Here is a 12,236-nt window from a genome sequence, read left to right on the forward strand (position 1 = left end):
AAGATTCTTGTCCCCCCCCTTTTTAAGGGGGGTTAGGGGGGATCTGGGCCGAGTCGTCAAACCATAGACTCATAATACATTCGCAGCTTAAGTTGACACATATCGGGATTGCCGTGTCCCTACAAATATCGCGTACAACTTATCAGATAATCTCGTCCGGGTTAATTCCCCGATCGCGCAAATATTCAGCCAGTCGATCGGCCCGTTCCCGTTCGCGATCGGCTCGTTCGCGTTCTGCTGTTATCTGTTCTACACCCCATAAAAGCAGATTTCCTGCTTCATCCCACCAGCGCAACCAATAACCTGTACGCTGTTCTTTTTCCCCTCGCCAAGTTCCCAAATACAAACCAAAATCTGCTATCCAATGGCGACCTTCCTCATCAGGAAATTCTAGTTCATAGTTGCCATTTTGCAAGCGATATACTTCCAGCAATCCAGTTTCTGGATCGAAAATGATGTAAGTTGGTACTTGCAGAATTTGTTCGTAAAAAAACCACTTTCCGGGAGGGAAAGTACGTCTAATAGAATATTCCTCACCGTCTGTTTCCGACAAAAACTCCATCACAATGCTTGGGATTTCTCCTTCCAAGTTTGGGGTGTAGCTTTTGCGGTCTCTTCTCGATTCTACCGGGAGTACCGAAGGTACATAAACCCAATCTGGTGCTTTGATAACTAACTCGCCGTTGACAGTAGCGCAAATGCCAAAGTTGCTAGCAATCAGCATTAGCGGGCCGATTAATCCTCTCAGTTCTAAGATTTCTCGCAGTGCTCCAGCAATTAGCGGTTGACCTGTATTCTCCACTGGTTTTTCTTCTAATTGGAAGTCGTCTGGCAACTTCTCCCAAGTTACGGTCAGTTCTACCGTTTTTTGTTTTGGGTGATCTTGAGTCGCGACCATGACTTTGCTTTCTAAAGTTTGATGTCTTATCATAACATACCCTAAGATAAAACGGCGGTTTTAACCGCGTCTATACAAACAAAACCCGCCTCCGCGGGTTGAAGAACGGGCGGTTTAAATTACGTTTTGCGTTATTTTTTTCAGTCTGCGGAGGTGGTCGCTGAGCTTGTCGAAGTGCGGACTTTATTTTTGTAGGTGCGGTTTCAACCGCCGTCTTGTCTGAGAAAAAACATGAATTTTTTAGATTTAACAGTAGCTTTGCTAATCTTGCTGATATCGGCTTGCCCTTTACTGGCAGACTCTACAAATCCAGTTGCTCAAAACTCAGTAGTTGACGAGCCGTTTTGCTACATGAAAACCCCCGATGGTAAAACAGTAGACTTGGGGAAACTGTGCGAAAAACAGCCAACTCCTGGAACTTCGCAAACTTGCATTTCCGGTTCCAACATGGCGGCAAAAGTGTCAATTGCACAGGCAAATTATGACGGCAACTTTTTTAGCGGTAAAGTGCTCAATCAAGGCTGTAAAACAATCAAGAATGTGAAAGTCAATTATCAAGTTTTGGACGAGTTAGGTGATTTAATTGACAACGGATTTATCTACACTCAACCTGTTACTCTTGCACCCGGACAGTCAGCCACCTTTCGGGGTGCTGTTGTCGCCGGGGCTAAGGTGCAGGCGACTCATGCAGATGCTCAGGAATGATTGTGGCGATTTGCCCGATCGCTGATATCATATTCAGGCTCAGATATCTCTAAAACTCCTGGACGCACTCCCACCAAAGAAACCGGGTTTTTACCGCATCTAGGGGCTGAAACGAAGTATTTCGTAAAAAAACCCGGTTTCTGGACTCTATGCGTAAGTCATATAAACACAGAATTTGCGAGGGCAAAATATCTTGAAAACTCGATCGACATACTGGCAAATCTTACCCTACCTCCGCCCCCAAAAACAAACCATCGGTAAAGCACTAGCTTGTACCGTAGTATTTACCATATTTTGGCCAATTATCGCGTGGCTGGTTGGCGAAACCGCCAAATTTATAGGCAAAGGAGATTTACAAGGATTCGCTCAAATTGCCGCACTCAGCGCCGTGATATTTCTGATTCGCGGTACAGCCCAGTACGGTCAAGATACGCTGATGGCAAAAGCAGCTTTGACTATTGCTTTAGAAATCCGCAAAAAAGTTTACGCACACCTCCAAAACCTCAATCTAGGGTACTTTGAAACTGCAAAAACCGGAGACTTATCCTACCGCCTCACCGAAGATATTGACCGCATTGGCGAAGTCGTAAATAAATTTTTTCATCAGTTTATTCCTTGTGTTTTGCAGCTAATTGTGGTCATGGGATATATGATTTATCTCAACTGGCAATTAACTTTAGGTGCATTAATTATTGCACCGCTGATGGCAATCTTAATTGGCTGGTTTGGCGAAAGACTTCTTAGTTACTCGCGCCAAAGTCAAAATCGCATTTCCGATTTATCCGCTTTGCTGACAGAAGTATTCAGCGGCATTCGTTTAATCAAAGCATTTGTGGCTGAAGACTACGAAATTGCCCGCTTTGCAGAAGAAGCTGAACAAAACCGCCGCGCTAAGTATTTGTCGGAAAGAGTAAAAGCTCTTCAGTTTGTGGTTGTTGGCTTTCTGGAAGCGATGAGCGTGATTTTGTTGTTTTTCCTGGGTGGTTGGCAAATTGCTCAAGGAAATCTCACTGGTACTCAATTTATCAGTTATATCGCAGGAGTAGCACTGTTAATTGATCCGATCGCCATTACAACCGCAAATTACGGCGATTTCAAGCAGGGAGAGGCTTCTAGCGATCGCATTTTTGAACTTTTAGCCATTCAACCCGCAGTCATCGAAAAGCCAGGGGCGATCGAACTTCCCCGCGTTACAGGTAAAGTCGAGTATCGCAACATTAATTTTGCCTATAATTCGGAAACACCGATTTTGCAAAACATGAGTTTGTTGGTGCTTCCCGGAGAAATGATTGCTCTTGTTGGTGCATCCGGTGCGGGTAAAACTACTTTAGTAAACTTATTACCCAGATTTTACGATCCGCAAGCTGGACAGATTTTAATTGACGGTATTGATATTCAAGATGTCACTTTAAATACTCTGCGGCGGCAAATCGGTATTGTACCGCAGGAAACTATTCTATTTTCGGGTACGATTGCTCAAAATATCGCTTTCGGTCAATCTTATTATGAACTGAAAGATGTGCAGAAAGCTGCGGAGATTGCTAACGCTCATCAATTCATTAGTGAGTTTCCCGACGGTTATCAAACTTGGGTGGGGGAAAGGGGTGTAAATTTATCTGGGGGACAAAAACAAAGAATTGCGATCGCCCGTGCAGTTCTGCTCGCTCCCAGAATTTTGATTCTGGATGAAGCTACATCGGCGCTGGATTCGGAGTCTGAAGGTTTAGTGCAGGAAGCGCTGGAAAGATTGATGCGCGATCGCACGGTGTTTATCATAGCTCACCGGTTGGCTACTGTCCGCAGAGCCGATCGCATTTTAGTTCTCGAAAAAGGCAGAATCGTCGAATCGGGGACGCACGAGGAATTGCTCGAAAAGGGCGATCGTTACGCTGGCTACTACGCGCAACAGTTTAGTCAATAGGCTAGATTAGAAACCGGGTTTTTAGCCGTTTCTGCTGGCTTCAACGCGTCTTATCGTAAAAAACCCGGTTTCTGATCAACCGCGCGTAATTCATATCAAGAATGGTACAATAAATTATCAGATCGATATTTACTGATTCTAGTTAAAAAGAAGAGGCCGTGTCAGCATGATTCAAACCACAGCCAAACTACTAACATTTGAGGAATTCCTAGAGTGGTATCCCGATGGCAAAGGACGTTTCGAGCTACGAAATGGAGTAATAGTTGAGATGAATCCAAACGGCGACCATGAGGAAGTTACAAGTTTTCTCATCCGCAAAATTAACGTAGAAATCGATCGCCTCAATCTTCCTTACATAACACCATCAACCTATTTTGTCAAGCCTTTAGGAGCGACGACAGGATATCAGCCAGATATCATAGTATTAGACAAGCCAGCGTTGATTTTGGAGCCACTTTGGAAAAAATCATCGATTATTACCCAAGGTAAATCTGTTAAACTTGCGATCGAGGTAGTTAGCACCAACTGGCAAGATGATTACTTGGTTAAAGTGGCTGATTATGAAAGATTGGGTATCCCGGAATATTGGGTTGTGGATTATGCTGCGTTGGGTGGCCGACGCTTCATTGGCAATCCGAAACAACCTACAATCTCGGTTTATCAGTTAGTTGAGGGGGAATATCAGGCTAGCCAGTTCCGAGAGGGCGATCGTATTTTGTCGTCTGCTTTCCCCGAACTAAATCTGACTGTTGAACAGGTTTTCGGATCTATCCAAAGGGAAGAAGGGATATAACGATGTAGATACAGATGTTAGTATCTAGTAAAAATCTCATTCAAAAGCCTCTCTCGTCTCCAGAGGAAGCTGCTCCCTGATTAACATAAAGTCGTCCGAGAACATATTTAAACTATCAAAAAAAGTTTGCCAAGGATTTTCTTTGGAGATTAGGACAAGAACATCTCCTATTTTTTTGACATACACTTCATTACCTGCAAAATGAAATTCTTTGGGTAATATAACTGTTTGGTAGTCATCGGCGATCGATAATTTAGCAGTATTCATTGTTTTGCCTCCTGGTGGTTCAATTTATATTTTAGATTGACCGTCCACTTGCTCCCATTAAATTGTAGCAGAGGATGGTAGGTTTAGTTGTCCCATGAGTTTCTTACTTCTTCTAGTTCCCGATCGATTTCTTCAACAGTTCTGGAAACATGACGGCTGCGGATTTCTGTAAGCAATTCCAACACTTTACGCCGCCACGGAGGCTTTTCTGGTATAATCACAAAAACTTCAACTTCTTCACCCACAGATCCAGGAGGCACTTGAATTTCAAGTTTATTTCCTGCAAGAATTTTGGTTGTAATCCGTATTGCTGACTGCATACTTCCTCCTTTGCGATGATTAATTTTCAACAGCCCCTAAAGCTTTAATAGTCATTTTCTCACATTCCGTTAAACCCGTAACCCCTGTAATATTCATGTTTTCATAAGGTCTGTCACTTTTGAGTATTTTGAGGCACTCATCTGTCTCAATCTCCCAAATCATAATTGTGCCATCCCGACTGCAAGTAGCAATCAGTGTATCATCATAATTGAAGGCAATTGAGTTAATTCGACTGGTATGACATTGCAAGACTTTTAGACACTCACCTGTACGAATATCCCATAATCTTACTGTTTGATCGACACTTCCACTAGCAACTAACTCACCCGAATAATTAAAGGCCACTGAACGTATCCAATCAGTATGCCCGTAAAAAATATTGAGGCATTCACCGCTGTTGATATCCCATAGTCTTACTGTTTGATCGATACTTCCAGTGGCAAGTATTTCACCGTTCTGGCTAAAGGCGAGCCCGCGTGCCCAACCAGTATGCCCCTGCAAGATTTGGAGGCATTCACCAGTATGGATATCCCACAGCCTCACTGTTCCGTCATAACCTGTACTGGCAAATATCTCGCCCAAAGGACTGAAGGCAACCGAGTATAATGAACTGTTATGCCCTTGAAAGGTTTTGAGACATTCACCACTGCGGATATCCCACAGCCTCACCGTTTGGTCATAACTACCACTGGCGAGTATTTCACCCGAAGGACTAAAGGCGATCGACCGTACTTCTTTTCCACTCTCTAGCAAAATATTGAGGCATTCACCAGTGTTGACATCCCACAGCCTCAGCGTTTGGTCATAACTACCGCTAGCAAGTATTTCACCGTTTGGATGGAAGGCAACTAAATGTACCCGATCGAGATGACCCTGCAAGATTTGGAGGCATTCACCAGTGTTGACATCCCACAGCCTGACTGTTTGTTCGTCATCGCCGCTGGCAAGAATTTCACCGTTTGGACTAAAGGCTACTGACCTTACTTGAGTGCTATGCCCTTGCAACGTATTCAAGCATTCACCGCTACCGATATCCCACAGCCTCAGCGTTTGATCGTAACTACCGCTAACAAGTATTTCACCAGCAGGATGGAAAGCCACTGACCCTACTTGATTACAATGCCCTTGCAAAGTATTCAAGCATTCACCAGTGCGGATATCCCACAGTTTCGCTGTTTGATCGAAACTTCCACTTGCGAGTATTTCCCCCGAAGGACTCAAGGCGATAGACCGTACTTGATCGAAATGTCCCTCCAACTTTTTGAGACATTCACCGCTACCGATATTCCACACCCTCACTGTTTTGTCGGCGCTTCCACTAGCAAGTATTTCACCAGCAGAATGGAAAGCCACTGAAAACACGTTTTTAGTATGACCTTGGAAAGTTTTGAGACATTCACCGCTACCGATATTCCACAGCCTCACTGTTTTGTCGCCGCTTCCACTGGCAAGCATCTCACCAGCAGGATGGAAAGCAACTGAAAATACAACTTTAGTATGGCCTTGCAAAATTTTGCAGCATTCACCCGTGCGGATATCCCATAACCTTACTGTGCGATCGAAACTCCCACTAGCGAGTATATTTCCATCAGGATTGAAGGTGACAGACATTACTGATTCGGTATGTCCCTGCAAAACTTTTAAACATTCACCAGTCTGGACATCCCATAACTTGATTATTTTGTCATAACTCCCGCTAGCAAGTATCTCACCGTCAGGACTGAAGGCGACAGACTCCACGACGTTGGTATGTCCTTTACAGGTCAATATTTCTCTTCCACTGCTAGCTTCCCACAAACGAACTACGCCATCACTATCACCTGTAGCTAACAGTTTGCCATCAGGACTAAATATTACTGAACGAACACTGCCGAAGATTTTAGTAAAAATAGAATTAGCCAAATTCGCTTCAGCAAAATTGACGTGGCGCAGCGTCGCATTTGTAAAATCTGCACCTAAAATAACGGCACTAGAGAGGTCTTTACCTTCTAAAGCAGTCTTGTCCTTTTTTAACAACAGAGTTGCCGCATTCCCTCCCACATAACCTACCTCGCTTTCAGTTTTGCCTCGCGTTGCTTCCAGAATTTCCATAAGCGGCAAAACCCCGGTTTCTGAAAGCATCGGCAACAACAAATCCATTACAGCCTTCGTCAGCGGCGCTTGTCCAAAACTGTGGCTAAGTTCACCTAGATTTTCAGCAAGAAATCCTTTCAAAGGCGCGATAAGTTCGTTGTTATTTCTCTTCTGGGCTTGCAGCCGACAATAATTAGACCAAGTGTATTCTTGAGGCGCTGCATTAGGATCTAAACAAGACTGTTCAGGCGCAACTAATTCGGTAAAATCTGCCGCCAAAACTCCCAATTCCGCAGCAAATTTGTAAGCGACAAAAAACTCTAATAACGAACGGTGCGCCGGAGTATAATCCCCATCTGCATTGCGAATCAGCATCGTTTGACTCATCATGTCGTAGTGCCAGTGGTCTAAGTCTTTTTCCTCTTGCACGATGGAACCAAACAAGCTGCGAATGCGATCGGGAAAACCGCGATAATTCAGGCTCATTTGGTCGGTAGACAGCATTTCCCAAGACAATTCGCACAAGAAATAAAGCTTATCTGCTAACGAAGTAAAGGTGCGTTCTGCTTTGATATCTCTCTCTATCTTCCGCCGCACCGCATACAGATAAATCCGCGACATATCCACTGGTTTTCCTGCTTCAATATCGGGCAATGCTTCCAAAATTAACTCGGTCATCACCGGGCGACGCGCTAAATCCAATAACTGCGGGTTTCCCATGACTTTTTTGACTGTCGCCGCTTCTGCTTGAAATGACAGCGCTTGGCGAATTTGCTCGTCGTTAAATTTCTCTAATTCTAAGACTTCAAATTGGGGAGTTTCGCCTGTTACAATATTTGTTGATGCTTGCAGTTCGGCATTTAACAATGCCCGTCCTTCCTTGGCTTCAGGAAAGTGTTCGGTACGGCAAGTCAGGATGACTTTTGCGCCGGGAACCACGGCTTTTGCTAGTTCCCAGAAGTTATTGATGGTTTCTTGCCGATCGCACTTAGCGGCCATTTCATCAAAACCATCGAAAATCAACAGAAATTTACCCATGCGATTCAGTTGTTCAAAGGCCGAATAACCCGCCAAAGGTATCTCATGCTTCCGAAAGAAAAACTCGGAAAATAGCGACTCAACACTAACTGCTTTGGCGTAATCTCGCAAAGGAATTACTAACGGCAAACGCGGACGTTCTAAGCCGCTTTTTTGAGCTTTTTTGTAGCGTTGCAGCGCCATCCAAGCATAGTGCATCGCAAACCAACTTTTCCCGGTTCCAAATTCTCCTAAAACTGAAATATGTTCTTTTACTGGGTCATTCAACCACAGGTCAATATAACCTTCGATCCAGCCATCTCGCTCGCCATAATGACTCACGCCTATCTTGCGGTGAGTATCGGGGTCAATTTCTTCTTTCGTACAGGCTAGCGGTACATATTTGGTATCAATTCCTCGGCTGGTTATTTCAGTTTCTAGCCAATCCAGATAAGAGGTAAAATCGGCATCTTGATCTAGCAATTCATCGAAGGTATAACAAGCTAAATCGCGATTTTCATCTTTTGCTACTTCATCCCGCGCGGCGCGACTGATGCGGCGGGCGGTGACTAACCATCCTTCATCGGTGCGCTGTTTTTCCACCGACTCGCGCAGGGCTGAGATATCCCTGAGTCCCGCTTCTCCGGCAATTCCGCGCACTAAAATGCGATCGTACTTTTTGCGTCTCACCGGAACATTGATAATCCATTCAAAATAGTTATCTTCCCAAATTTCATATTTCTCGAACTGATAATTCAATGTTTCAAACCAACCTCGAACTTGTTGTGATAAAATAAAAGCTTGAGACTTTTGAACATTGCTTGATTCGGCTGCTGGAAGTGCGGGATAATCTTCAGCTTCCAGTCGTGCAAATTCGGTGCGAATTCCTTCGATGGTGGGGAGGCGTTCGATGCGATCTAGTACCATAGATAGGCGTTTTTGCAAAGAGGCGAGCGCATTTCCCACCATCACATCTCCCAGCGTCCGCGTGCGCTTTGCTACTTCCATAAACACGGCGGCAAATGCCATGAATTCCCGTTTGGGGTCAATGCCTAAATCTCGAATTTCTTTGCCTAAAGCACTCTCATTCAGATAGTCATCGCCTGCTTTAATTAAAATGGCTGGGCTATCGGACTCGAAAGCTTTGCGAAATGCTTGTTCAATCTCTTTTTGGCGAAACAGTTCTAAAATCTGCTTGGGTTTGCCAGCGCCGTATTCTACTAAGGTATAAACATAGACTCCCGCGAAATCGGCTGGCGGAGCATCGGGGTCGAGGTTAAATCTTTTTAATAATTTGATGACTGTTTCGTTGCGCTGAAACTTGTCTTTGATAGTGCCGAAGGGAATTGCCGTCAGGAGGCTGATAACTAAGTCGAGACTAATTAGCATGATTTAGGCTTTCCTGTTTTTCCGTTGAAGTAATGCTCAAATCTAGAATCGGTAGGCTGTGTCCCTGAAATGCGTTGCGGGCGATCGCACATCGCTCTAATTTTATCTTAACAGGATTTGCGCGCTTTGACTCCTAGAAACCGGGTTTTTACCGAATCTGCTGGTTGGAGCGCGTCTTTTCGTAAAAAACCCGGTTTCTGACCACTCGTTCGTAAGTTAGATCCAGTTAATTAACTTAGCATTATTCACGGGAATTTGACAACAATAAAACAGAGAAAAAACCGACATATTTTGTAGTAAAAATATTTGTAATATTAGTTGTTATCTCATGGTTATAAAAGCTAAAATATAGATAACCAACAAATAAAACTTGCTATCTATGAAAATACAATCATCAGTGCTAGTCCACCTCGGATTTGGCAAATATGTACGCTCCGATCGAGTAACAGCAGTAATCCCAATTGAAGAAGAACGGGGGCCAGGTCGGCGCACTTTCGTACACGTAGACGGCGAAGCAGACCCGATCGTTGCTTCGCGCGCCGAAGATACGATCGTGCGCGATTTGGTGCAGGAACCGCGCGAAATAACTCAAGCTCGCCAACAACAGGAAATACTGCAAGATTTACTGGCAGATTTGAGCAATGTTAACGTCACCGTGCGCCGCATCAGCCGCGATGAAGGCGGACTGGATCTCGAACTTTTGGAACGCCGGATTCGCCAAATCTTAGAGGCATAAAAAGAAAAGACCGCACGGGCGGTCTTTCTGATTGTTTATATCTCTTGCAAAAGTCCTTTTAATCAAATGTTGGAACGGGCTATCCGGCCCGTTCCTACCTATTTTTGCAAGAGGTCTTTTGTGCCACAGAAAACTTTAAGTTAAGGGTTTCATTATAACTTCGATGTCCGCTAAGCCTGTGAGTTTTTCCACCAGTGGCTCTACTTCAACTCGCGGTACAAAAATAGTTAAAGCTCCCGGAATGCACTCAATAGAAAGTGGAGTCATACCGACAATTTCCCCGTCTATTACCACTTTTTGAGCAGGATCGGCAGTGATTTTTACTTTTTTGGCGCGCAAATAACCGATGTCGTCGCTATCGGTAGGATTGCCGCTCAAAGCTGTTTGCAATAAATGATAAGAAGCTGCGATCGCCCCAGCCTTATTCTGAGGCGCTACCAGCGTCACGTCCAGCAAGCCGTCATCAAAAATAATCCCCGCCGGCCCTTGCGCTAAAATCGATGTAGGCGGCGCTGCATTCGCCACTGTCACGGCCACAGCAGTAACGGTGATAATTTTATCTTCGGTTTCGATTTCGGCTTCAAATCTTTCTAAATTGTTTAACTGTTTGATTCCTGAGAGAATGTAGGCCAGCATTCCCCAGCGATTCTTCATGTCGCGATCGGCTAATTCGACAGTTTCCGCCTCAAAACCCACTCCAGCTAATAAAACCATCGGCATTTCACCGTTGCAAATCGCCGCATCCACCACCCGCGTTAACCCTCCCAAAATATTGGCGCAGGCGGTGTCGATTGTATTGGGAATGTCTAAAGCATTCGCAAAAGCATTCGCAGTTCCCCGCGAAATAATTCCTAAAGGAATATTTGTACTGACAATCGCACCAGCAACTGCCGACAATGTGCCGTCACCCCCAGAAGCAATAATTGCCTCAACTCCCCTAGCAACTGCTTCGCGGGCGAGTTGATCTGCGTCTATTTCTACCGTTGTCAGCCGAATGTCTAAGTCAATAAACGGCTCTAAAAGTTCCTGAATTCTAGCTAAGTCTTGGTCGGGGTTACTGTTGCCGGCGACGGGATTGAAAATTAGGCAAGCTGAACGTTTCATAGTTGGTAATTGGTAATTGGTAGTTGGTAATTGGTCATTGGTAATTGGTGAAATTATGTCTGGTTAATCGACAACAATCAATTTGGTTTGTAGTGAGGACTTTAGTCCTTCTTTTCATGAGGACTGAAGTCCTCACTACGAACCTAGAACGGTGCAGTATTTCTGCTATTGGGTTTGATTAAGACTTGACAAAAGTCCACTCTAACTGTTTTTTGGGAGCTTTTTGCAGCGCTTCCTTAATTTCCTGGTTGCTGTCGAACTTGACTTGATCTAAGTGGCACGCTTCGACGTTGACAGTAAATTTATCGTCTTCAAAAGGCCAAGGAGTTACAGTCACGAGTTCGTTACTGTTCTGTACAATATCGTAGCGCTTGCCGTCGGGGCCGACACTAATTTCTAAAGCTCGTTCTCCGGCGGGTAACTCGCCGCTGCAAAGAATTAATGATAGCCGATCGCACCACTGGAAAAAAGCATAAGCTGATTGGGCCTCTTCCTTAGAAATCTTCATCTCCTCGCGCCACTTTTTTTGGTTGGCGAGTTGTTCGTCCAAAAATTCGTCAAGCTCCTTCGACTCTCCCCGCTTTCCTTCATTCAGAAAGCTCATGTGCATAGAAATCAGCATTGCTACCCACCTACCGCGATATAGAGAAGTCTCCGTCATTCCTCGCATTTTCGGCAGAGAAGTTTCCGTGTCCAAGGTAAAATCTAAGGGCGCGCCGGCTTCAGTCAAGATATCTTCTTCCCACTCTTTCTCTAAATCGTCGTGGTGGGAAATCGCGGCTATGGTTTCGTAGAGGCGAACCGGAGATTTTGAGCGCTTCCACTGTCCGCCAAGTTGGGCGGCGAGTAAAGCGTGGGCGCGGTGATAAATAATTTCCCAGCCGGTGGCGGTTAAGTTAGCAATCATTGAATTTTGATCTTGAATTAGGTTGAGTTTAACAGTTGACAGTTGACAGTTGACAGTTGACAGTTGACAGTGAAGTTTTTAGGCAGGGGATTTAAGCCCCAGCCT

Annotated in this window: 10 protein-coding genes; 4 read left to right on the forward strand and 6 right to left on the reverse strand. The window is 44.7% G+C overall.

Annotated elements, in window-relative coordinates; all coding sequences use genetic code 11:
- Positions 1 to 142: 142 nt before the first annotated feature.
- Positions 143 to 898, reverse strand: a complete 756-nt coding sequence (locus tag QUB68_RS21980) for a Uma2 family endonuclease (RefSeq protein WP_332996431.1) — start codon at positions 896 to 898, stop codon at positions 143 to 145.
- A 231-nt stretch (positions 899 to 1,129) separates the two neighbouring features.
- Between QUB68_RS21980 and QUB68_RS21985 the strand changes: the two genes are divergently transcribed.
- The 3 genes from QUB68_RS21985 (at position 1,130) to QUB68_RS21995 (ending at position 4,317) form a co-directional block, all read left to right on the forward strand.
- Positions 1,130 to 1,603: an FxLYD domain-containing protein gene (locus tag QUB68_RS21985; protein ID WP_332996398.1), complete on the forward strand. Its 474-nt coding sequence runs from the start codon at positions 1,130 to 1,132 to the stop codon at positions 1,601 to 1,603.
- A 193-nt stretch (positions 1,604 to 1,796) separates the two neighbouring features.
- Positions 1,797 to 3,524 carry an ABC transporter ATP-binding protein gene (locus tag QUB68_RS21990; RefSeq protein WP_332996401.1) on the forward strand — a complete coding sequence of 576 codons (1,728 nt, stop codon included), beginning with the start codon at positions 1,797 to 1,799 and terminating at the stop codon, positions 3,522 to 3,524.
- A 166-nt stretch (positions 3,525 to 3,690) separates the two neighbouring features.
- Positions 3,691 to 4,317 carry a Uma2 family endonuclease gene (locus tag QUB68_RS21995; RefSeq protein ID WP_332996402.1) on the forward strand — a complete coding sequence of 209 codons (627 nt, stop codon included), beginning with the start codon at positions 3,691 to 3,693 and terminating at the stop codon, positions 4,315 to 4,317.
- A gap of 36 nt (positions 4,318 to 4,353) precedes the next feature.
- On the opposite strand, the gene QUB68_RS22000 is transcribed toward QUB68_RS21995, so the two are convergent.
- The 3 genes from QUB68_RS22000 to QUB68_RS22010 all read right to left on the reverse strand — a co-directional run bounded on the left by QUB68_RS22000 (position 4,354) and on the right by QUB68_RS22010 (position 9,384).
- Positions 4,354 to 4,584: an antitoxin gene (locus tag QUB68_RS22000; RefSeq protein WP_332996404.1), complete on the reverse strand. Its 231-nt coding sequence runs from the start codon at positions 4,582 to 4,584 to the stop codon at positions 4,354 to 4,356.
- Between the two features lie 83 nt (positions 4,585 to 4,667).
- Positions 4,668 to 4,904: a hypothetical protein gene (locus tag QUB68_RS22005; protein WP_332996406.1), complete on the reverse strand. Its 237-nt coding sequence runs from the start codon at positions 4,902 to 4,904 to the stop codon at positions 4,668 to 4,670.
- A 19-nt stretch (positions 4,905 to 4,923) separates the two neighbouring features.
- A complete protein-coding gene (locus QUB68_RS22010) occupies positions 4,924 to 9,384 on the reverse strand; it encodes an NACHT domain-containing protein (RefSeq protein ID WP_332996408.1) in 4,461 nt (1,486 codons plus the stop codon).
- 379 nt (positions 9,385 to 9,763) lie between these two features.
- Here QUB68_RS22010 and QUB68_RS22015 point away from each other — a divergent pair, with 379 nt between their 5' ends.
- A complete protein-coding gene (locus QUB68_RS22015) occupies positions 9,764 to 10,120 on the forward strand; it encodes a hypothetical protein (protein WP_242717026.1) in 357 nt (118 codons plus the stop codon).
- 135 nt (positions 10,121 to 10,255) lie between these two features.
- Here QUB68_RS22015 and QUB68_RS22020 read toward each other — a convergent pair whose 3' ends face one another.
- Both QUB68_RS22020 and QUB68_RS22025 read right to left on the reverse strand, forming a co-directional pair.
- A complete protein-coding gene (locus QUB68_RS22020; protein WP_332996410.1) occupies positions 10,256 to 11,224 on the reverse strand; it encodes a YegS/Rv2252/BmrU family lipid kinase in 969 nt (322 codons plus the stop codon).
- 178 nt (positions 11,225 to 11,402) lie between these two features.
- A complete protein-coding gene (locus tag QUB68_RS22025; protein WP_332996411.1) occupies positions 11,403 to 12,131 on the reverse strand; it encodes a DUF3891 family protein in 729 nt (242 codons plus the stop codon).
- Positions 12,132 to 12,236: the final 105 nt, after the last annotated feature.

It is taken from the genome of Microcoleus sp. A006_D1, assembly GCF_036702805.1.
Classification (GTDB): Bacteria; Cyanobacteriota; Cyanobacteriia; order Cyanobacteriales; family Microcoleaceae; genus Microcoleus.

Coding starts and splice junctions, on each gene's coding strand:
- QUB68_RS21980 (WP_332996431.1), bottom strand. CDS start 898: ATGGTCGCGACTCAAGATCACCCAAAACAAAAAACGGTAGAACTGACC.
- QUB68_RS21985 (WP_332996398.1), top strand. CDS start 1,130: ATGAATTTTTTAGATTTAACAGTAGCTTTGCTAATCTTGCTGATATCG.
- QUB68_RS21995 (WP_332996402.1), top strand. CDS start 3,691: ATGATTCAAACCACAGCCAAACTACTAACATTTGAGGAATTCCTAGAG.
- QUB68_RS22000 (WP_332996404.1), bottom strand. CDS start 4,584: ATGAATACTGCTAAATTATCGATCGCCGATGACTACCAAACAGTTATA.
- QUB68_RS22005 (WP_332996406.1), bottom strand. CDS start 4,904: ATGCAGTCAGCAATACGGATTACAACCAAAATTCTTGCAGGAAATAAA.
- QUB68_RS22010 (WP_332996408.1), bottom strand. CDS start 9,384: ATGCTAATTAGTCTCGACTTAGTTATCAGCCTCCTGACGGCAATTCCC.
- QUB68_RS22015 (WP_242717026.1), top strand. CDS start 9,764: ATGAAAATACAATCATCAGTGCTAGTCCACCTCGGATTTGGCAAATAT.
- QUB68_RS22020 (WP_332996410.1), bottom strand. CDS start 11,224: ATGAAACGTTCAGCTTGCCTAATTTTCAATCCCGTCGCCGGCAACAGT.
- QUB68_RS22025 (WP_332996411.1), bottom strand. CDS start 12,131: ATGATTGCTAACTTAACCGCCACCGGCTGGGAAATTATTTATCACCGC.